The organism is Pseudotabrizicola sp. L79 (genome assembly GCF_036553525.1).
In the GTDB taxonomy this organism is placed as follows: domain Bacteria; phylum Pseudomonadota; class Alphaproteobacteria; order Rhodobacterales; family Rhodobacteraceae; genus Pseudotabrizicola.
The window spans coordinates 84,829-111,205 of the sequence record NZ_JAZHDA010000046.1; the positions used below are offsets into that span (position 1 = coordinate 84,829).

At 63.7% G+C, this 26,377-nt stretch carries 25 protein-coding genes; 14 read left to right on the forward strand and 11 right to left on the reverse strand.

The window, feature by feature from the left end; all coding sequences use genetic code 11:
* Window positions 1–85 precede the first annotated feature (85 nt).
* Genes V3C85_RS08775 through aguB form a run of 3 tightly spaced genes read left to right on the forward strand, consistent with a single transcriptional unit; the run spans window position 86 to window position 4,370 of the window.
* Entirely contained in the window at window positions 86–2,392 is a 2,307-nt protein-coding gene (locus V3C85_RS08775) for a xanthine dehydrogenase family protein molybdopterin-binding subunit (RefSeq protein WP_331794714.1), read from the forward strand.
* A gap of 31 nt (window positions 2,393–2,423) precedes the next feature.
* On the forward strand, window positions 2,424–3,470 hold the full coding sequence (locus V3C85_RS08780; RefSeq protein WP_445941999.1) for a DUF2235 domain-containing protein: 1,047 nt from the start codon (window positions 2,424–2,426) through the stop codon (window positions 3,468–3,470).
* A 24-nt stretch (window positions 3,471–3,494) separates the two neighbouring features.
* Complete coding sequence (aguB, locus tag V3C85_RS08785) at window positions 3,495–4,370, forward strand: N-carbamoylputrescine amidase (RefSeq protein ID WP_331794715.1); 876 nt, start codon at window positions 3,495–3,497, stop codon at window positions 4,368–4,370.
* Between the two features lie 68 nt (window positions 4,371–4,438).
* On the opposite strand, the gene V3C85_RS08790 is transcribed toward aguB, so the two are convergent.
* A complete protein-coding gene (locus V3C85_RS08790; RefSeq protein WP_331794716.1) occupies window positions 4,439–5,734 on the reverse strand; it encodes a citrate synthase in 1,296 nt (431 codons plus the stop codon).
* A 99-nt stretch (window positions 5,735–5,833) separates the two neighbouring features.
* Window positions 5,834–7,234, reverse strand: coding sequence for a glutamate--tRNA ligase (gltX, locus tag V3C85_RS08795; protein ID WP_445942000.1), 1,401 nt, complete (start codon window positions 7,232–7,234; stop codon window positions 5,834–5,836).
* 77 nt (window positions 7,235–7,311) lie between these two features.
* Here gltX and V3C85_RS08800 point away from each other — a divergent pair, with 77 nt between their 5' ends.
* A complete protein-coding gene (locus tag V3C85_RS08800) occupies window positions 7,312–9,429 on the forward strand; it encodes a ComEC/Rec2 family competence protein (RefSeq protein ID WP_331794718.1) in 2,118 nt (705 codons plus the stop codon).
* On the opposite strand, the gene lexA is transcribed toward V3C85_RS08800, so the two are convergent.
* From lexA to V3C85_RS08835, 7 genes are all read right to left on the reverse strand, one after another.
* The gene (gene lexA / locus V3C85_RS08805) at window positions 9,423–10,136 is read right to left on the reverse strand and encodes a transcriptional repressor LexA (RefSeq protein ID WP_331794719.1); all 714 of its coding nucleotides are present in this window, start codon (window positions 10,134–10,136) and stop codon (window positions 9,423–9,425) included. The two genes, V3C85_RS08800 and lexA, sit on opposite strands and share 7 nt — an antisense overlap.
* A gap of 80 nt (window positions 10,137–10,216) precedes the next feature.
* Entirely contained in the window at window positions 10,217–11,401 is a 1,185-nt protein-coding gene (locus V3C85_RS08810) for a molybdopterin molybdotransferase MoeA (protein ID WP_331794720.1), read from the reverse strand.
* The gene (moaC, locus tag V3C85_RS08815) at window positions 11,398–11,889 is read right to left on the reverse strand and encodes a cyclic pyranopterin monophosphate synthase MoaC (RefSeq protein WP_331794721.1); all 492 of its coding nucleotides are present in this window, start codon (window positions 11,887–11,889) and stop codon (window positions 11,398–11,400) included. The genes V3C85_RS08810 and moaC overlap by 4 nt, the downstream gene beginning before the upstream one ends.
* A gap of 14 nt (window positions 11,890–11,903) precedes the next feature.
* On the reverse strand, window positions 11,904–12,716 hold the full coding sequence (gene trpC, locus V3C85_RS08820; protein WP_331794722.1) for an indole-3-glycerol phosphate synthase TrpC: 813 nt from the start codon (window positions 12,714–12,716) through the stop codon (window positions 11,904–11,906).
* A gap of 146 nt (window positions 12,717–12,862) precedes the next feature.
* Window positions 12,863–13,510 (reverse strand): uracil-DNA glycosylase, encoded by a 648-nt coding sequence (locus tag V3C85_RS08825; RefSeq protein ID WP_331794723.1) that lies wholly within the window; start codon window positions 13,508–13,510, stop codon window positions 12,863–12,865.
* 6 nt (window positions 13,511–13,516) lie between these two features.
* On the reverse strand, window positions 13,517–14,530 hold the full coding sequence (trpD, locus tag V3C85_RS08830) for an anthranilate phosphoribosyltransferase (RefSeq protein ID WP_331794724.1): 1,014 nt from the start codon (window positions 14,528–14,530) through the stop codon (window positions 13,517–13,519).
* Entirely contained in the window at window positions 14,527–15,114 is a 588-nt protein-coding gene (locus tag V3C85_RS08835; protein WP_331794725.1) for an anthranilate synthase component II, read from the reverse strand. The genes trpD and V3C85_RS08835 overlap by 4 nt, the downstream gene beginning before the upstream one ends.
* 120 nt (window positions 15,115–15,234) lie before the next feature.
* Between V3C85_RS08835 and V3C85_RS08840 the strand changes: the two genes are divergently transcribed.
* Entirely contained in the window at window positions 15,235–16,755 is a 1,521-nt protein-coding gene (locus V3C85_RS08840) for a divergent polysaccharide deacetylase family protein (protein ID WP_331794726.1), read from the forward strand.
* A 44-nt stretch (window positions 16,756–16,799) separates the two neighbouring features.
* Here the strand turns inward: V3C85_RS08840 and V3C85_RS08845 are convergent, their stop codons facing one another.
* Both V3C85_RS08845 and tldD read right to left on the reverse strand, forming a co-directional pair.
* Window positions 16,800–17,210, reverse strand: a complete 411-nt coding sequence (locus tag V3C85_RS08845; RefSeq protein ID WP_331794727.1) for a hypothetical protein — start codon at window positions 17,208–17,210, stop codon at window positions 16,800–16,802.
* Window positions 17,207–18,628 carry a metalloprotease TldD gene (gene tldD, locus V3C85_RS08850; RefSeq protein WP_331794728.1) on the reverse strand — a complete coding sequence of 474 codons (1,422 nt, stop codon included), beginning with the start codon at window positions 18,626–18,628 and terminating at the stop codon, window positions 17,207–17,209. Before tldD ends, V3C85_RS08845 begins: the two co-directional genes overlap by 4 nt.
* 182 nt (window positions 18,629–18,810) lie before the next feature.
* On the opposite strand from tldD, the gene coxB reads away from it, so the two are divergent.
* The 9 genes from coxB (at window position 18,811) to V3C85_RS08895 (ending at window position 26,353) form a co-directional block, all read left to right on the forward strand.
* A complete protein-coding gene (gene coxB, locus V3C85_RS08855; protein ID WP_331794729.1) occupies window positions 18,811–19,752 on the forward strand; it encodes a cytochrome c oxidase subunit II in 942 nt (313 codons plus the stop codon).
* 68 nt (window positions 19,753–19,820) lie between these two features.
* Window positions 19,821–20,753 (forward strand): heme o synthase, encoded by a 933-nt coding sequence (gene cyoE, locus V3C85_RS08860; protein ID WP_331794730.1) that lies wholly within the window; start codon window positions 19,821–19,823, stop codon window positions 20,751–20,753.
* Between the two features lies 1 nt (window position 20,754).
* Window positions 20,755–20,955 (forward strand): hypothetical protein, encoded by a 201-nt coding sequence (locus V3C85_RS08865; protein ID WP_331794731.1) that lies wholly within the window; start codon window positions 20,755–20,757, stop codon window positions 20,953–20,955.
* A complete protein-coding gene (locus V3C85_RS08870; RefSeq protein ID WP_445942001.1) occupies window positions 20,952–21,521 on the forward strand; it encodes a cytochrome c oxidase assembly protein in 570 nt (189 codons plus the stop codon). Before V3C85_RS08865 ends, V3C85_RS08870 begins: the two co-directional genes overlap by 4 nt.
* Window positions 21,522–21,546: 25 nt before the next feature.
* Window positions 21,547–22,347 carry a cytochrome c oxidase subunit 3 gene (locus V3C85_RS08875; RefSeq protein ID WP_331794732.1) on the forward strand — a complete coding sequence of 267 codons (801 nt, stop codon included), beginning with the start codon at window positions 21,547–21,549 and terminating at the stop codon, window positions 22,345–22,347.
* Window positions 22,348–22,445: 98 nt separating this feature from the next.
* Entirely contained in the window at window positions 22,446–23,114 is a 669-nt protein-coding gene (locus V3C85_RS08880) for an SURF1 family protein (RefSeq protein WP_331794733.1), read from the forward strand.
* Window positions 23,115–23,127: 13 nt separating this feature from the next.
* Window positions 23,128–24,513, forward strand: a complete 1,386-nt coding sequence (thrC, locus tag V3C85_RS08885; protein ID WP_331794734.1) for a threonine synthase — start codon at window positions 23,128–23,130, stop codon at window positions 24,511–24,513.
* 5 nt (window positions 24,514–24,518) lie between these two features.
* Window positions 24,519–25,769, forward strand: coding sequence for a M16 family metallopeptidase (locus V3C85_RS08890; protein WP_445942011.1), 1,251 nt, complete (start codon window positions 24,519–24,521; stop codon window positions 25,767–25,769).
* Window positions 25,769–26,353, forward strand: coding sequence for a GNAT family N-acetyltransferase (locus V3C85_RS08895; protein WP_331794736.1), 585 nt, complete (start codon window positions 25,769–25,771; stop codon window positions 26,351–26,353). Before V3C85_RS08890 ends, V3C85_RS08895 begins: the two co-directional genes overlap by 1 nt.
* The last annotated feature ends 24 nt before the right edge of the window (window positions 26,354–26,377 follow it).

Below are 26,377 nucleotides of genomic sequence, written 5' to 3' on the forward strand. Positions count from 1 at the left end.
GAAAAATCTGCTGTGTTTTGCGCCCCCGGCTGGACTTCGCCCGCCGGGGGCGTAGCTTTTTGGGCAGCAGGGCAAGGAGATACCAATGGCAGATGGCGCGAAATTCGGGCGGGCGCAGCCTGCGGGGCGGCGTGAGGATGCCCGGTTTCTGACCGGCACGGGCCGCTATGTGGATGACATTGCCCCGGCCGGGGCGCTGCATGCGGTTTTTCTGCGTTCGACCATGGCGCATGGCCGGATTGTGGCGCTGGATCTGGATGCGGCGCGGGCTGTGCCGGGGGTGCGTCTGGTGCTGGATGCCGAGGCGCTGGAGGCGCTGGGTGTGACGCTGGGGATGAAAGGCGCGCGGCTGAAGTTGCGCGATGGCACTTTGGGTGCGGGGCCCGAGCGCCCGGTTCTGGCGCGCGGGGCCGTGCGCCATGTGGGCGAGGCGGTGGCGGTGGTGGTGGCCGAAACGCTGGCGGCGGCCAAGGATGGCGCCGAGGCGATCTGGCTGGATATCGACGAAACCCCGGTGGCGCTGAATCTGGCCCCGGATCCGGCCCCGGCTGGTGCGGCGATTCACCCCGAGGCGCCGGGCAATCTGGCCTATGACTGGCAGATCGGCGATGCCGCCGCCACCGAGGCCGCCTTTGGCGCGGCAGCGCATCGGGTGGCCCTGGAGGTGGCGCATAACCGGATCATCGTGAACCCGATGGAGCCGCGCGGCTGTTTCGCCGAATGGGATGGCGCGCGCCTGCATCTGTGCGTGAACGGGCAGGGCGTGTGGAACCAGCGCAATGAAACGGCGCGGATGCTGGGCCTGCCGCGTGAGGCGGTGCGGGTGACCAACCCCGATGTCGGGGGCGGGTTCGGGATGAAGGCGATGACCTATCCCGAATATATCGTGGTGGCGGCCGCGGCGCGGGCCTTGGGCCGCCCGGTGCGCTGGATGGCCGAGCGCACGGAATCGATGCTGAGCGACAATGCCGGGCGCGATCTGGTGGCGCGGGCCGAACTGGCCTTTGACGCCGATCACCGGATCACGGGGTATCGCGTTAATCTTGTCTCCAATCTTGGGGCCTATAACTCGCAATTCGGGCAACCCATCCAGTCAGAGTTGTTTTCCAAGGTGTTGACGGGCATTTACGATATTCAGGCGGCGCATTTGCGGGCTGTGGGGGTTTATACCAACACGGCGCCCGTCGATGCCTATCGCGGGGCCGGGCGGCCCGAGGCGATCTTGACGATCGAGCGCGCGATGGATGAGGCCGCGCGGGTGCTGGGCGTTGACCCCTTTGTGCTGCGTGAGCGCAATGCCATCCGGCAGTTTCCCTATCGCACCGTGGTGGGCGAGGTGATTGACGTCGGCGATTTCCCAAGGGTGCTGGCGGCGGCGCGGGCGCGGGCCGATGTGGCGGGCTTTGCTGCGCGGCGGGCCGACAGTGCCGCGCGGGGGCGGCTGCGGGGCCTTGGGCTGGCGGCCTATATCGAATGCATTCTGGGCGATCAAAGCGAAACCGCGCGGCTGGTGCTGGAGCCAGGTGGCGGGGCCACGCTGTATGTGGGCACACAGTCGAACGGGCAGGGCCATGAAACGGTCTATGCCCGGATGGTGGCGGCGCGCACGGGGCTGGAGGAGGCGCAGGTGCGGATCGTGCAGGGCGATTCCGATGCCATTCCCAGTGGCGGTGGCACCGGCGGCTCTCGGTCGGTGACGGTGCAGGGCACGGCGATGACGGCCACGATGGATGCGATGTTGGCGGGATTTGCCCAATTTCTGTCAGAAGACTGGGGTATCGATGATGTGACGTTCGATGGCCTTGCCTTTGGCGCGGCAGGCACCAATCATCGTCTGACATTGGCCGAGGCGGCCGATTTGGCGCGGAACAAGGGGAAGGCAGAGTTGCTGGACACAAGCCGCAGGATCACCCTGGACGGGCGGAGTTTTCCGAACGGCGCCCATGTGGCCGAGGTGGAGATTGACCCCGAAACCGGGGCGCTGACGCTGGAACGCTATACGGTTGTGGATGATTTCGGCACGCTGATTGCGCCGGAACTGGCCATCGGTCAGGTGCATGGCGGGGTGATGCAGGGCTTTGGTCAGGCGGTGACCGAAGTGGCAGTGCATGATGCCAACGGGCAGCTGCTCACGGCGAGTTTCATGGACTATGCGATGCCACGCGCCGATGATCTGTGTCAGATCGACATTTCCTTTGAACCGGTGCCTTCGGTCATGAACCCCCTTGGAATGAAAGGCTGTGGTGAAGCAGGCACCGTGGGTGCGTTGGGCGCGGTCTCGAATGCTGTGCGCGATGCCTTGGCCCCTGCGGGGGTGAAAAAGGTGGACATGCCCTTCACCCCCGCGCGGGTGTGGCAATGGTTGCAGGAGGCCCAAAACGGCACTGATTGACCGCATAGGCCGGTGGTTCCGCCGCCATCCGGTGGTGGCCACCGAAGGCTCGGCCCCCGACGCGGTGCGCCGGGGGCCAGTTGATTTGGTTGTGATTCTGGATGGCACGATGTCCAGCCTGGAGCCGGGGCAGGAAACCAATGCCGGCCTGACCTTTCGGCTGCTGTCAGGAGAGGGGCCGGGGCCGGGGCGGCGCGTCTATTATGAACCGGGCCTGCAATGGGAAGGGTGGCGCAACTGGACGGATGTGGCGGTGGGGCGCGGGATCAACCGCCAGATCCGCCGCGCCTATGGCTGGCTGGCCAGCCGCTATCGCCCCGGCGACCGGATCTTTCTGCTGGGCTATTCGCGGGGGGCCTATGCGGTGCGGTCTTTGGCCGGGGTGATTGATCGGCTGGGCCTGCTGCGCGCCGATCAGGCGACAGAACGGAATATCACACAGGCCTATCGGCATTATCAGCAAGGCGGCGACAGCCATGGCGCGCGGGCCTTTTCCTATCGTCGCTGCCATCTGAACGTCGAGATCGAGATGGTGGGCGTTTGGGATACGGTCAAGGCGCTGGGCTGGCGGGTGCCGGGGCTGTGGATGCTGACCGAGAAATCGCATGCCTTTCACAATCACCATCTGGGGCGCGCGATCCGGCATGGCTTTCACGCGCTGGCCTATGACGAAACGCGGGTGATGTTTGAACCCGTGCTGTGGGATTGCCCCGAGGGATGGGAGGGCAATGTCGAACAGGTGTGGTTCCGGGGGGCCCATGCGGATGTGGGCGGCCATATCGGTGGGTTCGCCGCCGCCCGGCCGCTGGCCAATGTGCCCTTGGTGTGGATGCTGGAACGGGCCGAGGCCTGCGGGCTGGCGCTGCCGGTGGGCTGGCGGGGGCGCTTTCCGTGCGATGCAACCGCGCCGATGGTGGGCACATGGCGGTCCTGGGGGCGGTTGTTCCTGTTGCGCCGGCATCGCCGTGTCGGGCGTGATCGCAGCGAAAAGCTGCATCCTTCGGTGCAAGAACGCCAGAGCCGCCTGGCGCCCCTGGCTTCGGCCTTGCGCCGCGTGCGGGTTCGGGGTTCTGTCTAGCCACCCCGATGCGCAGGAGATGCCATGCCCCGCCCCGTCACACTTGCCGCCACGCAATTCGCCTGTTCGTGGGATTTGCCCGCCAACCTTGCCTCGGCCGAACGGGTGATCCGCGCGGCGGCCGCCCAAGGCGCGCAGATCGTTCTGGTGCAGGAATTGTTCGCAACGCCCTATTTCTGCATCACCCAGCGGCCCGAATTTTTCGCCCATGCCCTGCCGTTTGAAGGCAACCCGATCATCGCGCGCTTTGCCGATCTGGCGCGGGAATTGGGCGTGGTGCTGCCCTGTTCCTATTTTGAAAAGGCGGGGCAAGTGCATTTCAACTCGGTCGCGATGATTGATGCCGATGGCCGGGTGCTGGGCAATTACCGCAAAAGCCACATTCCGCAGGGCCCGGGATATGAGGAAAAGTTCTACTTTTCGCCCGGCGATACCGGCTTTCGCGTGTGGGAGACGGCCTATGGCACCGTTGGTTTGGCGATCTGCTGGGATCAGTGGTTTCCCGAAACGGCGCGGGTTCTGGCGCTGAAGGGGGCCGAGGTGTTGCTGTATCCGACGGCCATCGGGTCAGAGCCGCCAAGCCCCGGATATGACAGCCAAAAACACTGGGAGATGGTGATGCGTGGCCATGCGGCGGCCAATATCCTGCCGGTGGTCGCATCAAACCGCATCGGCCGCGAGGTGGCGCCCGAGGGGGTTGAGGTCAGCTTTTACGGGTCAAGCTTTATTGCTGATTGTCAGGGGCTGGTGCTGGCCCAGGCGGGGCGGGCGGCGGAAGAGGTGCTGGTGGCCACTGTCGATCTGGACGCCACGGCCGCATTGCGCCGCAGTTGGGGCGTGTTCCGGGATCGGCGGGTTGATCTTTATGGCGCGCTGACCCGACTGGAGGGCACGGTCTGATTGCCGATGTGAAAGGGGGCCGCACCGGAAGGTGCAGCCCCATGGTTTTTCACAGGCCTGCCCGCAGCTTAGCGGTGGCGCACATCGACATAGTCGCGCTTTGCCTCGCCCACATAAAGCTGACGCGGGCGACCGATTTTCTGGTTTTTCTCGCCGATCATTTCCTTCCACTGCGAGATCCAGCCGACGGTGCGCGACAGCGCGAAGATCGGCGTGAACATCGAGGTCGGGAAGCCCATGGCATCCAGAATGATGCCCGAGTAGAAATCGACATTGGGATAGAGCTTTTTCGAGACGAAATAGTCATCTTCCAGAGCGATCCGCTCCAGCTCTTTGGCGACTTGCAGGGTGGGGTTGTTGTCGATGCCCAAAAGGCCCAACACCTCATCCGCGGATTCCTTCATCACCTTGGCGCGCGGATCAAAGTTCTTGTACACGCGGTGGCCAAAGCCCATCAGGCGGAACGGATCGTCCTTGTCCTTGGCGCGGGCAATGTATTCGGGAATACGGTCAACGGTGCCAATTTCGCGCAGCATTTCAAGGCAGGCTTGATTGGCGCCGCCATGGGCCGGGCCCCAGAGGCAGGCAATGCCAGCGGCGATACAGGCAAAGGGGTTGGCCCCCGACGAGCCCGCCAGACGCACGGTCGAGGTTGAGGCGTTCTGTTCATGATCGGCATGCAGCATCATGATCCGGTCCATGGCTTTTTCCAGGATCGGGTTCACGACATATTCTTCGGCCGGAACCGAGAAGCACATGTGCAGGAAGTTGCCCGCATAGCTGTGCGCATTCTTGGGATAAACGAAGGGCTGGCCGATGGAATATTTATAGGCCATCGCGGCAATGGTCGGCAGTTTGGCGATCATGCGGATGGCCGAGACTTCGCGGTGCCACGGATCGTTGATATCCAGCGAGTCGTGATAGAAGGCCGACATTGCGCCAACCACGCCCACCATGGTTGCCATCGGGTGGCTGTCGCGGCGGAAGCCGCGGAAGAAGTTGTGCATCTGTTCGTGCACCATGGTGTGACGGGTCACACGGCTTTCGAAATCAGACATCTGGGTGGCGGTCGGCAGTTCGCCATACAGCAGCAGGAAGCACAGTTCCAGGAAGTGCGAATGCTCGGCCAGTTGGTCGATCGGATAACCGCGATGCAGCAATTCGCCCACATCGCCGTCGATATAGGTGATGGCGCTTTCGCAGGCGGCCGTCGAGGTAAAGCCCGGATCAAAGGTGAAGACATCCGCCTCGGCATAAAGTTTGCGGATATCAAGCACATCCGGGCCAAGGGTGGGGGAGTGGACGGGCAGGTCGTAGGTCTTGCCATCCAGCGTCAGGGTTGCAGTCTTTTTCGTCTCGGCCATCTCTCACTTCCCTCTCTCTGGCCCCTGCAGGGCCCTGTTGGTGGGCCGCGCCCGCGAAAGGCGGAAGCGGCAGAGCCAGCATGCGGCGGACGCGGGCCGTCAGGCCGCTGCGTCTGTCAACCGCGCAATCGTTTCGTCCTGACCGATGACCAGCATCATGTCATAGACGCTAGGGGTTGCCGTGCGCCCCGCAAGGGCCGTGCGCAGGGGCGCGGCCAGCTTACCAAATCCGATCCCGTGGGCCGCGGCAATTTCATTCAGGATGGACTCTAAATCAGCCTTCGTCCAGCTAGCACTTTGCAGGCGCGGCGTCAATTCTTTCAGTATACCACGGGATACCGGATCAAGCGCCTTGGCCGCGGCCTCATCCGCGACGACGGGCCGTGAAATCAGCGCAAAATGAGCCTTATCAATCAGTTCCGGGAAAGTCTTGGCCCGGTCCTTGACGCAATAGAGGCTGCGCGACAGGAGGTCGCGCTGCCCCTGCGTCAGGGCTGGGCGGCTGGCGGCCTTTAGATAGCCCTCAAGTTCATGCAGCAGTGCAGCATCGTCGCTGCGCGCGATATGCCAGCCGCAGGTCGCCTCAAGTTTCTTGAAATCGAGTCGCGCGGGGCTGCGGCCGATGCCCTCAAGGCTGAACATCGCCTTGGCCTCATCGCTGGTGAACAATTCGGCATCCCCACTGGCCCAGCCCAGGCGCGTCAGATAGTTGCGCATCCCCGCCGCCGGGTATCCCTGCGCCTGATAGTCGCCCACCGCCGTGGCGCCGTGGCGTTTCGACAGTTTCTTGCCGTCAGGCCCATGGATCAGCGGGATATGCGCCCAGACGGGAACGGCCCAGCCCATCGCCTGATAGACCATGGTCTGACGCGCGGCATTGTTCAGGTGATCATCACCGCGAATGACATGGGTCACGCCCATGTCATGGTCATCAACCACAACGGCCAGCATATAGGTGGGGGTGCCATCAGAGCGCAGGACAATCATGTCATCCAGTTGATCGTTGCCAAAGGTTACCGTTCCCTGAACGGAATCCTCGATCACGGTCTGGCCGCTGCGCGGGGCCTTCATGCGGATGGCATAGGGGGCATCGGGATGGGTGGCGGGATCTGCGTCGCGCCACGGGCTTTGGAACACCGCATAGCTTGCGCCCTTGGACTCTTGCTCGGCCCGGAAGGCGGCGATTTCTTCGGGTGTGGCAAAGCATTTGTAGGCCGTGCCGCGGGCCAGCATGTCATGCGCCACCTCGGCGTGGCGGTCTTTGCGGGCAAACTGGCTGACGGCCTCGCCATCCCAGTCAAGACCCAGCCAGGTCAGGCCCTGCAAAATGGCCGCCGTCGCCTCGGGGGTCGAGCGTTCGCGGTCGGTATCTTCGATGCGCAGCAGGAACTTGCCGCCGCGCCCGCGTGCAAACAGCCAGTTGAACAGCGCCGTCCGGGCCCCGCCGATATGCAGATAGCCAGTGGGCGAGGGAGCGAAGCGGGTGACGATGTCAGTCATGGGCGACATTAACCTTTCGGAAACCAGTGCAGCGGATGCTTGGGGCGGTTCTAGGGCTTGGAAGCACGGGAAACAAGGTGGCGGTCCAGTTGACCCCGATGGTTGCGGTGATGATGCGCCCGTTGCACTCCCTTGCAGCGGGGCGCAATGCGCTGTTTCCCTGGGTGCCGCTGACCATGGGCTGTGCCGTGGCGGTCTGGTTCTCCTTGGCGCAAGAGCCTGGGGCGATCAGCTATGCGGTCGCGGGGGGGATCTGTCTGCTGGCGGTGCTGGTTCTGTTGCGCGGGCCGGAACTGGCGCATCCTTTGGCCGCTGCGGCTTTGTGTCTGGCGCTGGCGTGGTTGGCCTGCGGGCTGCGGCTGTGGTCGGTTGCGGCCCCGATGCTGGAGTTTCGGTATTATGGCCCGGTCACGGGACGCGTGGTTGAGATTGACCGCAGCCAGACCGATGCCATCCGCATCACGCTGGATCAAGTCTGGCTTGACCGCGTCAGGCCCGAGCGAAGGCCGGACAGGGTGCGGGTGTCGTTGCGTGGCCCGCTGCCGGGCCATGTGCCGCGCCCCGGCGAGGTGGTGATGGTCACCGCCCATCTGGCCGCGCCCGACGGTGCGGTTGAACCGGGGGCCTTTGACTTTCGCCGCATGGCGTTTTTCGCCCGTCTGGGGGCCGTCGGGTACAGCACGACGCCGGTGATGCTGTGGGCCCCGCCTGAAACGGGCGCCCGGCCGATTGACCGGCTGCGCAGCCATCTGTCCGGGGCGATGATGGCCGCAATGCCCAGTCAGGCCGGGGCCTTTGCCGCAGGGGCCATGACAGGCGACCGGTCGGGCATCACGCAAGAGACCGTGCAGGCCTTGCGCGATTCGTCGCTGGCGCATCTTCTGGCGATTTCGGGGATGAACCTGGCCTTTCTGATCGGCTTTGTCTTCGCGCTGATCCGCTATGGCGTGGCCCTGATCCCGTGGCTGGCGCTGCGGGTGAACAGCAAAAAGGTGGCGGCGGTCGCCTCGCTGGGCGTGGCTGCGTTTTATCTGGCCCTGTCGGGGGCCAATGTGGCGACCGAGCGCGCCTTTATCATGGTCAGCGTGATGTTGGGGGCCGTGCTGTTGGACCGCAAGGCCCTGACGCTGCGGTCGGTGGCGATTGCCGGCGTGATCTTGCTGCTGTGGAAGCCCGAGACGATGCTTGAACCGGGGTTCCAGATGTCGTTCGCGGCCACGATTGCGCTGATTGCCGGCTTTCGCGAGATGGATAAGTTTGTGCTGGTCGGGAAATTGCCGGCTTGGGTGCGGCCTGTCTTTACGCTGATTTTGTCCAGTCTGATCGGGGGCTTGGCGACGGCACCCTATGCGGCGGCGCATTTCAACCGGTTTGCCGATTACGGCCTGATTGCCAATCTGCTGACGGTTCCGGTGATGGGGGCCGTGGTGATGCCTGCGGGGGCGGTTGCGGCGCTGCTGGCGCCCTTGGGGCTGGCGGCCTTGCCACTGTGGGTGATGGAGAAGGGCGCGGCCTGGATCTTGATGATCGCGCATTGGGTGGCGGGGTGGGAGGGATCGGTCACGGCCATTCCCTCACCCGTTCCGGGCGTTCTGACGCTGATCACCTTTGCGGGCGCGGGGCTGATCCTGTGGCGCGGTTGGTGGCGCGGACTTGCCGCTGGCCCGATGCTGGCGGCTTTGGTGCTGTGGGGCTGGGGCGGGCGCCCGGATGTTCTGATTTCGGCCGATGGGGCGCTGGTTGGGGTGTTGGGCCCCGAAGGGCGGGTGTTGTCGGCGCCCAAAGGCGCGGGCTTTGCCGCGCGCAACTGGCTGGAAAATGACGGCGATCTGGTGGCGCAGGCGCTGGCCGCGGCACGTCCGGGCATGGACGGAGAGGAGGGGGCACGCCTGTTTCGGGTGGGTGCGCTGACAGGGATGGCGCTGAAGGGGCGCGGCGCGGTGGATCGGGTGGCCGAGGCCTGCGCGCAGGTTGATCTGGTGGTCATCCCTGCCGAAGTGTCGGCCCGCCCGGATGGGTGTTTGCTGCTGGACAAAACCCGTTTGCAAGACACCGGGGCCTTGGCGCTGTATCTGCGCAAGGGTGGCATTACGATAAAGGCCACCAAAGATGAGGCCAGGCGCTGGTCAGCGCCCCAACAGCACAAGGCGCTGCCGCAGATTGCCGCGGTGATGGATCTGGCGGCCCGTCAGTAACTGCGGATCAACCCGACAAGGCGGCCTTGCACCTTGACCAGATGGTCGGGGAAGACGCGGGTTTCATAGGCTGGGTTGGCCGCCTCCAGCGCGATCATGCTGCCTTTGCGCCGAAAGCGTTTCAGCGTGGCTTCGCTTTCTTCCACCAGGGCCACGACAATATCGCCATTGTCGGCGGTGGTCTGTTCCCGGATCACCACAATGTCGCCATCGTTGATCCCGGCCTCGATCATCGAGTCGCCCTTGACCTCAAGCGCGTAGTGATTGCCCCGGCCCGACAGCATCGACCCCGGCACGGCGACATGGTGGCTGACCTCGGAAATTGCCTCGATCGGGACACCGGCGGCGATCCGGCCCATGACGGGCAGTTCCATGGCATGCACCGCCTCAACCACCATGGCGCCACGGGGCGGGCCTGGGGGCGTGGCGGGTTTGTCGCCCGCAATCACCTTGGGGGTAAAGCCGCCCGACGTATAACCGGGCTTTTCCATCGCATCTGGCAGTTTGATGATTTCCAGGGCCCGGGCGCGGTGGGCAAGGCGGCGGATAAAGCCCCGCTCCTCCAGCGCGGTGATCAGGCGGTGGATGCCGGATTTCGACCGCAGGTCGAGCGCATCTTTCATTTCGTCGAAAGAGGGGGGGACACCGTCACGATCCATCCGTTGCTTGATGAAATCCAGCAGTTCCAACTGTTTGCGCGTCAGCATTCCGGCCCCCATGTCCATCGTGTTGATATAATGTTCTGCCCGTGTTCCTGTTTTGTGTCAAGGCAAAAACGAATCATTCCCTAGATTGGCAAATAGGCCACTTCGGTTCCTGCGGGGCGGGCGGGATCATGGATCGGGCGGATCAAAAGGGCGTCGGCTGCGGCCAGCACGGTCAGCAGCGAGCTGTCCTGGCGGTCATCGGCCGTGATGCCCGGCAGGCCTGGGCCAGGGTGCAGGCGCGCGCGCATATAGTGGGTGCGGGGACCATTGGCCCCAACCGGCGCGGCCAGAACGGCGCGGCGGGGTTGGGCGGCCAGGGCCTGAGCGGGCAGGCCCAGCATCTTGCGGATCATGGGCAGCACGAAAAGATGGGCGCAGACGATGGACGAGACCGGGTTGCCGGGCAGGCCCAGCAGCGCAGCCCCCCCCATGCGGCCCGCCATCAGCGGCTTGCCGGGGCGCATCGCGATTTTCCAGAATTTGCGATCAAGACCAAGGCCTTGGGCCACCTTTGCCACCAGATCATGGTCACCGACCGAGGCCCCGCCCGTGGTGATGATCAGATCTGCGCCAGCGGCCAGCGCAAACACGGTGCGCAAAGACGCCTCGGTGTCACGCGCGATGGGAAGCAGACGCAGCTCGGCCCCTTCGGCCTCACACATTGATTTCAGGGCGAAAGAGTTGGAGGCAATGATCTGGTCGGGGCCGGGGCTTTCGCCGGGCATCACCAACTCGTCGCCCGTCGCAATCAGCGCCACCACGGGGCGGCGGGTCACGGGCACGGTGGGGTGGTTCATCGCGGCCAGCAGGGCCAGATCGGCGGGGCGCAGACGGCGGGGGCCAAGGGCATAGCCCGCGGCGAAATCCTGGCCTGCGGGGCGGATATGAGTGCTGTCATCGGCTGCGGGCTTGATGGTGATCTGATCGCCCGTGCGGATGACATCTTCCTGAATGATCACGCGCGTGGCGCCCGTGGGCAGGGGTGCGCCGGTAAAGATGCGCAGGGCCTGACCGGGCTGCAACTGGCCTGCCCATTGATGGCCCGCCCCCGCCTCGCCGACCACAAGAAAGCTGTCGCCCGCCGCAGGGGTGCCACTCACGGCATAGCCATCCATGGCCGAGGCATCGAAGGGCGGCTGCGCGCGGCTGGCCACTGCCGGGGCGGGCATGAACCGGCCTGCGCATTGGCCCAAGGGTATCGGTTCGACTGGCAGGCTTTCCACCAGCGCAAGGCAATGGGTCAGGGCCTCATCAACCGAGATCATGGCGTGGGGGCCTCGGGGGCCTCAAACCGGCCGGATTTGCCGCCCTCTTTCAGCACAAGGCGGATGCCCTCGATCCGCATCGATTTTTCGACAGCCTTGACCATGTCATAGATGGTCAGGCACGCCACGGAAACAGCCGTCAGCGCCTCCATCTCGACACCGGTCTGGCCGCCGGTCTTGACGGTGGCCTGCACCACAATGCCGGGCAGGCTTGGGTCGGGCGTCAGGTCAAGCGCGACCTTGGTGATCGGCAGGGGGTGGCACAGCGGGATCAGATCGGCGGTTTTCTTGGCGCCCATGATGCCCGCCAGACGGGCAATGCCCAGAACATCGCCCTTTTTCGCCTGGCCCGAGGTGATCAGCGCCAGCGTGGCTGCGGACATCACCACACTGCCACGGGCGACCGCTACGCGGGCGGTGACGGGCTTTTCGGAAACATCGACCATATGGGCATGGCCCTGGCCGTCGAAATGCGTCAGTCCGGTCATGCTTTGCCCTTTTGTCAGATGCCGCCCTGTGCGGTCAGTGGCCGCGACAGCAAGGCGCGGGTGGCGGCGGCGACGTCATCTTGCCGCATCAGGCTTTCGCCGATCAGGAAGCAACGCGCCCCGTATTGGGCCATATCGGCCAGATCATCGGGGGTGAACAGCCCCGATTCCGAGATGATCAGTCGGTCTTCGGGCACGCGGCGGGCCAGATCGCGGGTGGTGTCGAGGGTGACGTTGAAGTTGTGCAGATTGCGGTTGTTGATGCCGATCAGCGGCGATTTCAGCCGGGTTGCGCGGTCCAGTTCTTCGCGGTCATGGACCTCGATCAGCACATCCATGTCCCAGCCAAAGGCCGCGGCTTCCAGTTCGGCGGCCTGCGTGTCGGACAGCGAGGCCATGATGATCAGGATGCAATCGGCAGACAGCGCCCGCGCCTCGGCCACCTGATAGGGATCGTAAAGAAAATCCTTGCGCAGGCAGGGCAGTTTGGTGGCGTCATGCGCCTGGGTCAGAAATTCATCGGCCCCTTGAAAACTGGGCGTGTCGGTCAGGACCGACAGGCAGGTGGCGCCACCGTCTTCATAGGCGCGGGCAAGCGCCGGCGGATCGAAATCGGGCCGGATCAGGCCCTTGGAGGGGCTGGCTTTCTTGATTTCGGCAATCAGGCCATAGCCCGAGGCGGCCGCGGCGGACAGCGCCTTGGCAAAGCCACGCGGGGCAGGGGCGGCGCGGGCGGCATCTTCCACATCCGCCAGCGAGCGGGCGGCCTTGCGGGTGGCGACCTCTTCGAGTTTGTAGGTTTTGATGCGGTCGAGAATGGTCGGCATGGGCTGTTCCTGGCTGCGGCGGTGGGCCGGGGTGTCACATCCGGGCAAGGGGGTGGGCATATTGGCCCGGTCCGTGGGATATCTGGTCCAAGGTAAGGGCTTGGCTGGCTTTGGTCTAGCCCGAGCAGGGGGGGAAGGAAAGGGCGTCAGGTCGTCCAGTCTATGGGGCTTTGGTGGTGGGTTTGCAGCCATGTGTTGATCTGGCTGAACGGGCGAGATCCGAAAAAACCGCGATAGGCCGACAGGGGCGACGGATGCGGGGTTTCAAGAAAGAGGTGGCCATCACGCGGAAGGCGCGCGCAAAGTTTTTGTGCGGGCCCGCCCCAGAGCAGAAATGCCCGGGGGCCATCATGGGCGGTGGCGTGCAGGATCTGGCGGATCAGGGGCGCCCAGCCAAGGGTCTTGTGGCCATGCGCCTGGCCCACGGGCACGGTCAGAACGGTGTTGAGGAGTAACACCCCCTGCCGCGCCCAGCCCGACAAATCGCCGCACGATGTGGGCTGGCCGGTATCGGCGGCGACTTCGGTCAGGATGTTTTTCAGGGAATCGCGGGGGGGCGTGCCGGGTGGAAAGGAAAAGGCCAGCCCGGTGGCTCGGCCCCGGGTGGGATAGGGGTCTTGGCCCAGGATCACGACCCGCACGCGGTTGCGCGGCGTCAGGTGCAGGGCGCGGAAGATCTGGTCTGGGGCGGGTTGCCAGTCGGGCAGGGCGGCCAATCTGGCCCAAAGCGCGGGCCAGGTGTCATGGAAAAACGGCAGATCACCCCATGAGGCGGGCGGTTCGGGGCGCTGCATGGCCCCTTACGCGTTGGTCAGGCGGGCCAGTGCCGTGACCTTGGCCTTGGCAGCCCCGGAATCGATGCTGGCGCGCGCCATCTCTACGCCTTCGCGCAGATGGGCGGCCTTGTCCGCGACCACAAGTGCGGCGGCTGCATTCAGCAGCACGGCATCGCGATAGGCCCCGGTTTCGCCATCCAGCAGGGCGCGGAAGGCTTGGGCGTTTTCGGCCGGGCTGCCGCCCATGATCTTTTCGAACGGATGGTAGGGCAGCCCCGCATCTTCGGGATGCAGGGTGAATTCACGCACGGCCCCGTGTTCGACTGCGGCCACCTTGGTGGGGGCGGCGATCGAAATCTCATCGGTGCCGTCGCCGCCATGGACAAGCCAGGCCTTGATGGTGCCAAGGGCCAGCAGGGTTTCGGCCATGGGGCGGATCAGCGCGTCACTGAAGGCGCCGGTCAGCTGGCGGCGCACCCCGGCGGGGTTGGTCAGCGGGCCAAGGATGTTGAAAATGGTGCGGGTGCCCAGTTCCTGCCGCACCGGCATGACATGGCGGGTGGCCGGGTGGTGCATCGGGGCCATCATAAAGCCGATCCCGGCCTCGGCCAGGCATTTTTCCACCACGTCGGGGCCAACCATGACGTTCAGGCCCATTTCGGTCAGCGCATCGGCAGCCCCCGATTTGGACGACAGGTTGCGGTTGCCATGTTTGGCCACGACCACCCCCGCGCCGGCGACAACAAAGGCGGTCGCGGTCGAGATGTTCAGCGTGCCCTTGCCATCGCCCCCGGTGCCGACGATGTCCATCGCGCCTTCGGGCGCGCGCACGGGGTTGCATTTGGCGCGCATGGCGCTGGCGGCTGCGGCATATTCATCGACGGTTTCGCCGCGAGTGCGCAGCGCCATCAGAAAGCCCCCCATCTGCGCGGGCGTGCCTTGGCCTTCGAACAGCGCGGCAAAGGCGGTATCGGCCTCGGCGCGGGTCAGGGGGCGGGTGGCTGCGATCCCGATCAGGGGCTTTAGAATATCGCTCATGCGGTGACCTTTACCTCGGCTTCTTCTAGAAAATTGCGCAGCAACTGGTGGCCATGTTCGCTGGCGATGCTTTCGGGGTGGAACTGCACGCCCTCGATCAGGGCGGATTTGTGCCGCAGGCCCATGATGGTGCCATCTTCCAGCCAGGCCGTGACCTCAAGGCAATCGGGCAGGGTCGCGCGCTCGACGATCAGCGAATGGTAGCGGGTGGCAAGGAAGGGCGAGGGCAGGCCGCGGAACATGCCTTTGCCCGAATGATGCATCGTGCCCATCTTGCCGTGAACGATCTCGTGGCAGCGAATGACCTTGCCGCCGAACGCCTCGCCAATGGTCTGGTGGCCAAGGCACACCCCCATCAGGGGGATCTTGGCCTCATAGGCGGCGGTGGTCAGCGGCAGGCAGATACCGGCCTGGGCCGGATCACAGGGGCCTGGCGACAGGATGATGGCCTGTGGCTTCATGGCCAGCACATCCTGCACATTCAGCGCATCATTCCGGCGCACGACGACATCCGCGCCCAGTTCGCCAAAGTAATGAACAAGGTTGTAGGTAAAGCTGTCGTAGTTGTCGATCAGAAGCAGCATCTTGCTTGGACCCGCCTTATAGGGGATGAAGCCCTTGTCGGGCCGCGTTATACATGGTCAGACCGGAAAAGGGGCGTCAAGGCCGAAAGGCAATGACTGTCTGCGAGAAGGGGGTTGTCGTTGGCTGGGTTTATCAGGGGTATCCTTTGGGGCAGTGTCGTTGCCGTGGGTGGATTGGTTGTGGTGTCGCAGGTGTTGCCGCCATCGCCTTTGGGGCAAGACGATCAGCCGACTGCCGAGGTTGCAAACCTGCCGACCGCACCCGACAGCGGGGCAGAGCCTGCCGCGCCGCCTGCGCCAAACCCCGCACCCGCAGGTGAACCCACGGATGTGCCCGACCCGGTGGCCAGCCTTGATCCGCCGCAGGTGGACGATGCGGCCCCCGCCGCACAGGCGGTAGAGCCGCCTCAAGCCGTTGCACCCGAACCGCAGGTGGCCGAAGCCGTGGCGCCTGAAACCCCGGCCGCGGCGACGATGGCCGAGCCTGCCGGGGCGGATGCCGCGGCTGTGCCGCCCATGCCTGCGCAAGAGGCCCCGGTTCCGCCGCCCAGTTTGGCGCCCGAAACCGAACTGGCCGACAGCGTCCAGCCCGATGCGGATGCGGGTGGCGTGCCGGCATTGGTCAGCGATGTGCCGCAGGCGTCTCCTCCGGCCCCGCCCAGCGGGCCAGCCGCAGAATCGGCCCCGGCGATGGCTGAACTGCCGCCTCCGCCTCCGCCTCCGCCTCCGCTGACCCCGGTCGAAGAAGCCTTGCTGCAACCCTCGGCCGAGGCAAGCCCCGCCGCGACAAGCCCAACCCCGACCACGCCCGTTGCGCCCACAGAAAGCCGCGTGCCGCCCGCCCCCGGCCTGTCTGATACCGCCGAAGGGGTGATCACCGGCCGTCTGCCGCGCATCGGGGATGCGCCCCAGACCCAGCCCGAACCGGTGGCCGAGGCCGATCCGGCCTATGATCCGGCGCAGGATGAAAGCCTGCCGCCCTTGCAACGCTATGCCCGTGCCTTTGACAACCCCGACCAGAAGCCGCTGTTCGCGATCTTGCTGCAAGACACCGGGGCCGATGTGAATCGGGCCGAATTGGCGGCGATGGATCTGCCGTTGACGGTGGTGATTGATCCACTTGCCGAAGGCGCGGCCGATCGAGCCGCGATCTGGCGCGCGGCGGGGCAAGAGGTGGTCTTGTCGGCCGAGGGCCTGCCAGAAGGGGCGACGCCGGGCGATCTGGAGCAGATCTTTCAGGCGTTGGCCTCGCGTTTGCCGCAATCTGTGGCGGTGATTGATGGCACGGGCAGCGATTTTCAGAACAACCGGATTGTTGCCGCGCAGATCGTGCCGATTCTGGCCGAGCAAGGCCGGGGCCTGGTGACCTTTGATCAGGGCCTGAATGCCGCTGATCAGGTGGCCCGGCGAGAGGGGCTTGCCGCTGTCACGGTGTTCCGCCGCTTTGATCTGGACAATGCCAGCGGCCCGGCTGTGAAGCGGTATCTGGATCGCGCGGTGTTCAAGGCCGCGCAAGAAGGCAAAGTGGTGGTGATCGGCGAGTTGCGCCCCGAAACGGTGGCGGGCCTGTTGGAATGGTCGATCGAAGGCCGGGCCTCGACCGTGGCCATCGCCCCGATTTCGGCTTTGCTGACGCCCTGAGGGGCGGTTTCAGGGCGCGTTGGTGCTTTGGTTAGGCGGGCGCCCTAGACGGCCATGGGGCGCAACCGCCCCAGCACGGCGCGCAAGATCAGCAGGCTGCCCATGCCGAAAGGCGCGGCCAGTTCATAGCTGAGCATGCCGGCCATCACCGCACCGATGGACAGGCCGGTTACGGCGGCGGGGGCCCAGCCGAACCATCCTAACCGCAGCAACAGCGACGCCACCGGCACGGCCAGCACCATGCCTGCCGCAGCCAGCATGGGTGACAGCAGCAGCATCATCCCCCCGGCCCACAGCAGCAGGCCGCTGTCGCCCGGCAGTTTCGCCCCGATCAGGTAAAACACCCCCAGCATGACCGCCCCCAACAGCGCAGGCAGCACCAATGCCGCGAAGGCCGCAGTCAGCAGATCGCGCCACGGCGTCTTTTGCTGCGGCACAGAGTGGATCAGGCTCATGCCGCTGAACCACCGACCGTCAGCCCGCCGATCATCAGGGTGGGTTGGCCCACCCCCACCGGCACCCATTGCCCGGCCTTGCCGCAATTGCCGATGCCGGGATCCAGCTTCAGATCGTTGCCGATGGCACGGATCTGTTTCAGCGCGGTTGCGCCATCGCCGATCAGCGTGGCCCCCTTGACCGGCGCGCCGACCTGGCCGTTCCTGACGCGATACGCCTCGGTGCAGGAAAACACGAATTTGCCGTTGGTGATATCCACCTGCCCCCCGCCAAAGCCGACGGCATAGATGCCATCTTTCAGCCCGGCCAGAATATCGGCGGGGTTGTCCTGGCCCGCCAGCATATAGGTGTTGGTCATGCGTGGCATCGGGATATGGGCAAAACTTTCGCGCCGCCCATTGCCGGTGGCAGCCACCCCCATCAGGCGGGCATTCTGGCGGTCTTGCATATAGCCCACCAGCACACCGTCTTCGATCAGCACATTCTTGCCCGAGGGCGTGCCCTCGTCATCGACGCTGATGCTGCCGCGCCGGTCTGGGATGGTGCCGTCATCCAGCACTGTCACCCCACGGGCCGCGATCTGCTGGCCCATCAACCCGGCAAAGGCCGAGGTTTTCTTGCGGTTGAAATCGCCTTCCAGCCCGTGGCCGATGGCTTCGTGCAGCAAGATGCCAGGCCAGCCGGGGCCAAGCACCACATCCATGATCCCAGCCGGGGCTGCCTCGGCCCGCAGGTTCACGGTGGCGATGCGCAGGGCCTCGGCCACCATCGGCTTCCAGTGGTCGGGCTGCATCAACCCGGCAAGGCCAAAGCGCCCGCCGCCGCCCATGCCGCCCTGTTCGCGGCGGCCATTTTCCTCGACGATCACGCTGACATTCAGCCGCGCCATCGGGCGGATATCGGTCAGGCGCAGGCCTTCGGGGCGCAAGATCTCGACCTCTTGATACGAGGCCGAGATGGTGGCCGAAACCTGCACCACCCGTGGGTCAAGAGCGCGGGCATAGGCATCAATCTCGCGCAGCATGTCGATCTTGACGGCAAAGGTGGCATCGGCCATCGGATCGGCATCACCATACAACTTGACATTGGTGCCCTTGGGGGCGTCGGCCAGAATGCCACCGCCCGCCCCAACGGCAAGCCGCGCGGTTTCACTGGCGCGCAGCAGGGCCTTTTCGCTGATTTCGGTCGAATGGGCATAGCCTGCGACCTCGCCTTGCACGGCGCGCAGGCCAAAGCCTTCAGAGGCGTCATAAGAGGCCGTCTTGATGCGGCCATCATCCAGCACGATGGCCTCGGACCGGCGACGTTCCAGAAACAGCTCTCCATCCTCGGCCCCTGCAGTGGCCGCGCGCAGAATGCGCAGGGCCGCCGCTTCATCGAGATGAGACTCAAAGGGCCGGAAGGGCTGATCGGTCATGAATGCTGTCCTTGATCTGTGTCAAACGGCGCTGCTTTGTCGCAACGGTTTTGCTTGTAGCGTGACGCACAATATGGTTTCAGAGAGGGTGGAAACAACGGGATTCTGGCCTTTGCGCTGCAATCATGGTCGGGTCTGCCTGAAAAGCGGCGTAAAGCCGCAGAGCTGAACGGGAATTGAATATGCGTCTTCTGACTTCCTTGGGCGGTTATGCCGCTGGTGTTGTGGCCTTGGGTATGGGCAGCGCCGCCATGGCGCAGGGTCTGGAACTCGTGGGTCGTCCGCAAGACAAGATGACGGGCTTTCAGCCCGCGGCCACCGAGCTGGCCCGCGATCTGCAGGGCCTGGATCACATGATCCTGATCATCATCGCCGTGATCACCGTGTTTGTGACGTCGCTGTTGCTGTGGGTGGCCTTCCGCTTCCACGAAAAGCGCAATGCAAAGCCGGCCACCTTTACCCACAATTCGCCGCTTGAAGTTGCATGGACGATCGTGCCGATCCTGATCCTGGTGTTCATCGGGGCCTTCTCGCTGCCGGTTCTGTTCAAGCAGCAGGAAATTCCGCAGGGCGACATCACCATCAAGGTGACGGGCTACCAGTGGTATTGGGGCTATGAATATGTCGATGATGGCATCACCACCGACGAAACCGCCGAAACAGTGGCGTTTGACAGCTACATGATCGGCGCGCCGGCCACGGGGGGCGACAACCGCCTGACGCCAGAGGTTTCGGCGCAGCTGGCCGAAGCGGGCTACACGGATGACGAATTCCTTTTGGCGACAGATACGGCTGTGGTTGTGCCGGTTGGCAAGACCGTCGTGATGCAGGTCACGGGGGCGGATGTTATCCACTCGTGGACGATCCCGGCCTTCGGCGTCAAGCAAGACGCGGTTCCCGGTCGCCTGGCGCATCTGTGGTTCGCGGCCGAGCGGGAAGGCATCTATTTCGGCCAGTGCTCGGAGCTGTGTGGCATCGCGCATGCCTATATGCCGATCACCATCAAGGTCGTGTCGGAAGAAGTCTATGCCCAGTGGCTGGAAGCGGCCAAAGCGGGTGACGTGGTTCTGTCGGCTGCCGATGTCGAGGCCTATTCGGCCGTCAAGGTTGCTGCCAGCAACTGATCGCCGCGCATCATGCGCCAGGATGGCCCCGAGGGATCGGGGCCTTTTCCAAAGCCGGGAATGGATGAATGAGCGATATTCAAAGCTATGACACGACCCGTGAGGCACAGTTTGGCGATTACGTCCAACTGTTGAAACCGCGTGTCATGTCGTTGGTCGTTTTCACGGCTTTGGTGGGCCTTTTGGTGGCCCCCGTCGCGGTGCATCCGGTCGAAGGCTTTGCGATCATCTTGTTCATCGCCCTGGGGGGGGGTGCCTCGGGTGCGCTGAACATGTGGTGGGACGCCGATATTGACAGCGTGATGAAGCGGACCAAAGGCCGCCCCATTCCGGCTGGCAAGGTCGAGGCGGGCGAGGCCCTGGCCATTGGTCTGGCGCTGTCAGGGATTTCCGTTGTCATGCTGGGGCTTGCCTCAAACCTGATGGCTGCGGCGCTGCTGGCCTTTACGATCTTCTTCTATGTCGTGGTCTATTCGGTCTGGCTCAAGCGCTCGACCCCGCAGAACATCGTGATCGGCGGGGCCGCCGGGGCCTTTCCGCCGATGATCGGCTGGGTTGCGGCCACGGGCAGCATTTCGGTCGAGGCGGTGTTGATGTTTGCCCTGATCTTCATGTGGACTCCGCCGCATTTCTGGGCCTTGGCCCTGTTCATGAAAGACGACTATTCCAAGGCTGGCGTCCCGATGCTGACGGTGACGCATGGCCGCCGGGAAACGCGCCGCCATGTTTTGATCTATACGATTTTGCTGGTGCCCGTCGCGATCTGGGCGGCGCTGACCTCGATCGGCGGGCCGTTCACCCTGGCCACTGCGGTGGTGTTGAACGCGATCTTCCTGAAAGGGGCTTGGGATATCTTCCGCCGCGATGAGGAGATGGCCGAGGCTGATAAATACGCCGTCGAGAAAAAGGTGTTTACCTTCTCGCTGGCCTATCTGTTCCTGCATTTCGCGGCGTTTCTGGTAGAAGCCGCTTTGAAAACCTATGGCATCGGTGGGTGGTAAGATGAGCTTTCGGCCCGATCACGAACTGCACCGCCGCCGCTTTTCGCGCAACCTTGGTCTGGGGCTGACGCTGGTTGCCTTTGTGGGCTTGGTCTTTGCCCTGACGGTGGTCAAGGTGACCCGCGGCGATCCGATGCAAGCCTTTGACCACGTCGTGCGCCCCGAAATGGAATTGGTCAAACCGCAGGAGGCTGGAGAATGAACAACACCAACAAGACTGCGGCCAAACTTGCCGGCGTCGTTGTCGTGATGGCCGGGCTGTCGTTTGCTGCGGTGCCGTTTTACGACTGGTTCTGCCGCGTGACCGGATTTGGCGGCACGACGCTTGTCGCGACCGAGGCGCCGTCGGAAATTCTGGATCAGACGATCCAGATCCGCTTCGACGCCTCGACCGAGGTTGGCATGCCGTGGGAATTCAAGCCCATGCAGCGCACCATGACCGTGCGGATCGGCGAAAACGCCCTTGCCTTCTATGAGGCGTATAATCCGACCGACCGCGTTGTGGGCGGCACGGCCAGCTATAACGTGACACCGGATGCTGCGGGGGGCTTTTTCTCGAAAATCGCCTGTTTCTGCTTTACCGAACAGGTTCTGCAACCGGGTGAGCGGGTGGAAATGCCCGTCAGCTTTTTCGTCGATCCTGAAATCGTCAAGGATCGCGAAGGAAAATTCGTGAAGGAAATCACGCTTTCCTATACTTTCTACGAGACTGCCTTGCCCGAAGAACAAGCTGCGCTGAAAGCGGCCGACGACGGCATTGTAAACTGAACAAAGAAGAACCGAGGGAACCAAGATGGCCCACGCCAAGAACCACGATTATCATATTCTGCCGCCGTCGATCTGGCCGTTTTTGTCCGCCCTTGCGGCCTTTGTCATGCTGTTTGGGGCAGTGCTCTGGATGCATGGCTCGGGCCCCTGGTTGGGGCTGATCGGCTTTGTCGGCGTGCTTTATGTCATGGGCGCCTGGTGGGCCGATGTGATCAAGGAAAGCCAGGTTGGCGACCACACCCCTGTGGTGCGCATCGGCCTGCGCTATGGCTTTATCATGTTCATCATGTCCGAAGTCATGTTCTTTGCCGCATGGTTCTGGTCGTTCTTCAAGCATGCCTTGTATCCGATGGGGCCGATGTCGCCCGCCGTGGATGGCGTCTGGCCGCCTGCGGGGATTGAAACCTTTGACCCCTGGCACCTGCCGCTGATCAACACGCTGATCCTGTTGTGCTCGGGCGCTGCGGCCACTTGGGCCCACCATGCGCTGGTGCATGAAAACAACCGCAAGGATCTGGTCAATGGCCTGATCCTGTCGATCCTGCTGGGCGTGTTCTTCACCATTCTTCAGGTCTATGAATACAGCCACGCGGCCTTTGGCTTTGCTGGCAACATCTATGGCGCCAACTTCTTCATGGCGACGGGGTTCCACGGCTTTCACGTCGTTATCGGCACCATTTTTCTGGGCGTCTGCCTGATCCGCGCTTTGAAGGGGCATTTCACCCCGGAAAAGCACATCGGGTTTGAGGCGGCTGCCTGGTATTGGCACTTTGTCGATGTGGTCTGGCTGTTCCTGTTCGCCTCGATCTACGTCTGGGGCCAATAAGACGATCAGGCGCCTCGCGCCGGTTGACACAGCGCAGGGCGCGGGCCATTCGGTCCGCGCCTTTGCCATTCACGGATGATCGCCGTTCAAGGATGACTATGACGAAACGCATGATTTTCCCCCTGCTTCTTGGCCTTTTCGGCGCTGCTGTTCTGCTGTCGCTGGGTGTGTGGCAGTTGCAGCGCCTGGCCTGGAAAGAGGCGATCCTGGCCGAAATCGAGGCCCGGATACAATCGGCCCCGGTCACCGTGCCCGCCACCCCTGACCCCGTGGCTGACAAATACCTGCCGGTGATGGCCGAGGGCCGCTTTACGGGCGAGCATCTGGATGTGCTGGTCAGCCGCAAACAGATTGGCGCGGGGGTGCGGGTGATCGAGGTGTTTGAAACCGGGGGGCGGCGTCTGCTGGTGGATCGCGGGTTCATCCCTGATGCAAACCGATCTGATCCGCGCGATCAGGGCGGGGGCAGGGTGGTGGGCAATCTGCACTGGCCGATTGAGGTGGACAGTTTTACCCCGCCGCCAGATGCGCGGACCGGCCTTTGGTTCGCCCGCGACCTGCCAGCCATGGCGCAGGCCTTGGGGACTGAACCGGTGTTGATCGTGGCACGCGAAGACACCGGCCCCGGAATCGAGGCGATGCCTGTCGATGGTTCAGACCTTCCGAATGATCATTTGGGCTATGCAATCCAGTGGTTTGGGCTGGCCTTGGTGTGGTTGGGGATGACAGGCTATCTTCTGTGGCGTATCAGACGCCGAACGGTGTGAAGGCGAGACTCGGATGCAATACATTTCTACCCGTGGCACGGCCCCGATCTTGGGCTTTGGCGAGGCGATGATGACGGGCCTTGCCCGCGACGGCGGCCTGTATGTGCCAGACAGCATTCCGGTGCTGACGCCCGACCAGATCGCCGACTTTGCCGGGCTGAGCTATGAAGACATCGCCTTTCGGGTGATGAGGCCCTTCATGGGCGATACCTTCAGCGATGATGAATTCAAGGGGCTGATCACCAAGGCCTATGCGGGCTTTGGCCATGCCGCGCGCGCGCCTTTGGTGCAACTGGGCCCAAATCATTTCTTGCTGGAACTGTTTCATGGTCCGACGCTGGCCTTCAAAGACTTTGCCATGCAGTTGATTGGCCAGATGATGCAGGCCGCCCTTGCCAAGACCGGAGAGCGCATCACGATTGTCGGCGCCACCTCGGGCGATACCGGATCGGCCGCTATCGAGGCGTTCCGCGGGTTGTCGAATGTGGATGTGTTCATTCTGTTCCCGCATGGCCGAGTGTCGGAAGTGCAGCGCCGCCAGATGACGACGCCTGTCGAGACGAATGTGCATGCCTTGGCGATGGATGGTGATTTCGACGATTGCCAAGCCCGCGTGAAAGACATGTTCAACGATTTTGGCTTTCGCGATGGTGTGCGTCTGGCGGGGGTGAACAGCATCAACTGGGCGCGGGTTCTGGCGCAGGTTGTTTACTATTTCTCCAGCGCAGTGTCGCTGGGCGCGCCGCTTCGCCCTGTCAGCTTTACTGTGCCCACGGGCAATTTCGGTGACATCTTCGCCGGCTATATCGCCAAGAAGATGGGCCTGCCGATTGACCAGTTGGTGGTGGCAACGAACCAGAATGACATTCTGCACCGGGCGCTGTCGCAGGGCGATTACAAGACCGATGGCGTCAAGCCGTCGATCAGCCCGTCGATGGATATTCAGGTCTCATCGAATTTTGAACGCGCGCTGTTTGATGCGTATGGCCGCGATGGCGCTGCCGTTACGCAATTGATGGCCGAACTGAAAGAGGGCGGCTTTTCGATCAGTCAGGGCGCGTTGCAGATGCTGCGGGCGACTTTTGCCTCGGGCCGCTGCTCGGAAGACGAAACCCGTGCCACCATTCGCGCGCAATATGCGGCCACGGCCGAAGTCTTGTGCCCGCATTCCGCTGTTGGTGTCAAAGTGGCCGAGAAACATCTGGGCGCAACCCCGATGATCACGCTGGCCACGGCCCATCCGGCCAAGTTCCCCGATGCGGTTGAAAGCGCCATTGGCGATCGCCCCGCGCTGCCTGCGCGGATGGCCGATCTGTTTGACCGGGCCGAACGGGTTACCCGTGTGCCCAATGATCTTGGGGCGTTGCAAGCCCTTGTCCGCGAAAGGATCGCGCGTTGAGCCTGATGATTTCGACCCTGCCGAATGGCCTGCGGATCGTGACGGAAAACATGCCGGGGCTGCAATCGGCCTCGATCGGGTTGTGGGTGCAGGCCGGTGGCCGGCATGAGCGGCCCGAGCAGAACGGGATTGCCCATTTTCTGGAGCATATGGCCTTTAAGGGCACGACGCGGCGCACATCCTTGCAGATCGCCGAAGAGATCGAGGACGTGGGCGGCTATATCAACGCCTACACTTCTAAGGAAATGACGGCCTATTACGCCCGGTGCCTGACGGCGGATGTGCCGTTGGCGCTGGATGTGATTGCCGATATCGTGCTGAATCCGGTGTTCGACCCCAAAGAGATCGAAACCGAACGCCATGTGATCTTGCAGGAAATCGGGCAGGCGCTGGATACGCCGGATGACATCATCTTTGATTGGTTGCAGGAAGTCAGCTATCCCGACCAGCCCTTTGGCCGCACCATCCTTGGCCCGGCCGAGAGGGTCGGCAGCTTTACGCGGCAAGATTTTGTGGATTTCGTCGGGGCGCATTACGGGCCTGACCAGATCATCCTGTCAGCCTCGGGGGGGGTGAACCACGAAGCCATCGTGCATCAGGCGCGTGAGATTTTTGGCGCACTGAAACCGGTGGGGGCCAACACCATGCCCCGCGCGCATTTCGTGGGGGGGGAGCGTCATGTGGTGAAAAAGCTGGAGCAGGTGCATTTCGCCATGTCACTTGAAGCCCCCGGTTTTCGCGACCCTGATGTCTATGCCGCCCAGGTTTATGCGATGGCGATGGGGGGCGGCATGTCCAGCCGCCTGTTCCAGAAAATCCGCGAGGAGCGGGGTCTGTGCTATTCGATCTTTGCACAGGCCGGGGCCTATGAAGATACCGGCTCGATTACCCTTTATGCGGGCACCTCCAAAGAGGAAATCAGCGATCTGACGCAATTGACGGTCGATGAATTGAAACGCGCGGCCGATGATATGTCAGAGGCCGAGGTCGCGCGGGCGCGGGCGCAGTTGAAGGCTGGGTTGCTGATGGGGCTGGAAAGCCCGTCGAACCGGGCCGAGCGCAATGCGCGGATGCTGTCGGTATGGGGCAGGGTGCCTGATCCGGTGGAAGCCGTGTCCAGGATTGATGCTGTGTCGATGCAGGATGTGCGCGCCTTTGCGGCCAAACTGGTCGGCTCACGTTCGGCCCTGGCGCTGTATGGCCCCATCGGCAAGGCCAAGGGGCTGGAGGCCATTCGCGACCGGCTGGCGGCCTGATGCTGCCCTTTCGCCGCCGCCCCAAGCTGGAGACCGAGCGCATGACGCTGCGCCTGCCGCAGCACCATGACTGGCGGGTCTGGGCCGAGCTGCGAGAGGAAAGCGCGAAGTTCCTGACCCCGTGGGAACCGACATGGGCGGCTGATCATCTGACGCGCCGGGCCTTTACCAACCGGGTTTACTGGGCGCAGCGGGCCGAGGCGCAGGGCACCGCACTGCCGCTTTTGCTGATCCGTCGTGACGATCAGCAGGTTCTGGGGGCCATCACGCTGGACAACATCCGGCGCGGTCCGGCGCAATGCGGCACGATTGGCTATTGGATCGGCGAAAGGTTCAGCCGCCGTGGCTATATGCGAGAGGCGATTCAGGCGCTGGTGCATCACGCTTTTACCGGGCTTGATCTAAGCCGGGTCGAGGCCGCCTGCCTGCCGGAAAATGCGGCAAGCCGGGGGGTGCTGGAAAAATCCGGGTTCAAATACGAAGGCGTCGCGCAAAGTTATTTGCAGATCAATGGCCGTTGGCGGAACCATGTGCTGTATGCGGCCCTGCGTGGCGACCGGCGCGGCAAGACGGATATCGGCTGACGCATCCGTGATCGCTTGCCCCGG

What these genes read in the sequence shown, in the direction of transcription:
- V3C85_RS08775 (WP_331794714.1), top strand. Translation starts at nt 86, where the DNA reads ATGGCAGATGGCGCGAAATTCGGGCGGGCGCAGCCTGCGGGGCGGCGT.
- aguB (WP_331794715.1), top strand. Translation starts at nt 3,495, where the DNA reads ATGCCCCGCCCCGTCACACTTGCCGCCACGCAATTCGCCTGTTCGTGG.
- V3C85_RS08790 (WP_331794716.1), bottom strand. Translation starts at nt 5,734, where the DNA reads ATGGCCGAGACGAAAAAGACTGCAACCCTGACGCTGGATGGCAAGACC.
- gltX (WP_445942000.1), bottom strand. Translation starts at nt 7,234, where the DNA reads ATGACTGACATCGTCACCCGCTTCGCTCCCTCGCCCACTGGCTATCTG.
- lexA (WP_331794719.1), bottom strand. Translation starts at nt 10,136, where the DNA reads ATGCTGACGCGCAAACAGTTGGAACTGCTGGATTTCATCAAGCAACGG.
- V3C85_RS08810 (WP_331794720.1), bottom strand. Translation starts at nt 11,401, where the DNA reads ATGATCTCGGTTGATGAGGCCCTGACCCATTGCCTTGCGCTGGTGGAA.
- moaC (WP_331794721.1), bottom strand. Translation starts at nt 11,889, where the DNA reads ATGACCGGACTGACGCATTTCGACGGCCAGGGCCATGCCCATATGGTC.
- trpC (WP_331794722.1), bottom strand. Translation starts at nt 12,716, where the DNA reads ATGCCGACCATTCTCGACCGCATCAAAACCTACAAACTCGAAGAGGTC.
- V3C85_RS08825 (WP_331794723.1), bottom strand. Translation starts at nt 13,510, where the DNA reads ATGCAGCGCCCCGAACCGCCCGCCTCATGGGGTGATCTGCCGTTTTTC.
- trpD (WP_331794724.1), bottom strand. Translation starts at nt 14,530, where the DNA reads ATGAGCGATATTCTAAAGCCCCTGATCGGGATCGCAGCCACCCGCCCC.
- V3C85_RS08835 (WP_331794725.1), bottom strand. Translation starts at nt 15,114, where the DNA reads ATGCTGCTTCTGATCGACAACTACGACAGCTTTACCTACAACCTTGTT.
- V3C85_RS08845 (WP_331794727.1), bottom strand. Translation starts at nt 17,210, where the DNA reads ATGAGCCTGATCCACTCTGTGCCGCAGCAAAAGACGCCGTGGCGCGAT.
- tldD (WP_331794728.1), bottom strand. Translation starts at nt 18,628, where the DNA reads ATGACCGATCAGCCCTTCCGGCCCTTTGAGTCTCATCTCGATGAAGCG.
- coxB (WP_331794729.1), top strand. Translation starts at nt 18,811, where the DNA reads ATGCGTCTTCTGACTTCCTTGGGCGGTTATGCCGCTGGTGTTGTGGCC.
- cyoE (WP_331794730.1), top strand. Translation starts at nt 19,821, where the DNA reads ATGAGCGATATTCAAAGCTATGACACGACCCGTGAGGCACAGTTTGGC.
- V3C85_RS08865 (WP_331794731.1), top strand. Translation starts at nt 20,755, where the DNA reads ATGAGCTTTCGGCCCGATCACGAACTGCACCGCCGCCGCTTTTCGCGC.
- V3C85_RS08870 (WP_445942001.1), top strand. Translation starts at nt 20,952, where the DNA reads ATGAACAACACCAACAAGACTGCGGCCAAACTTGCCGGCGTCGTTGTC.
- V3C85_RS08875 (WP_331794732.1), top strand. Translation starts at nt 21,547, where the DNA reads ATGGCCCACGCCAAGAACCACGATTATCATATTCTGCCGCCGTCGATC.
- V3C85_RS08880 (WP_331794733.1), top strand. Translation starts at nt 22,446, where the DNA reads ATGACGAAACGCATGATTTTCCCCCTGCTTCTTGGCCTTTTCGGCGCT.
- thrC (WP_331794734.1), top strand. Translation starts at nt 23,128, where the DNA reads ATGCAATACATTTCTACCCGTGGCACGGCCCCGATCTTGGGCTTTGGC.
- V3C85_RS08890 (WP_445942011.1), top strand. Translation starts at nt 24,519, where the DNA reads ATGATTTCGACCCTGCCGAATGGCCTGCGGATCGTGACGGAAAACATG.
- V3C85_RS08895 (WP_331794736.1), top strand. Translation starts at nt 25,769, where the DNA reads ATGCTGCCCTTTCGCCGCCGCCCCAAGCTGGAGACCGAGCGCATGACG.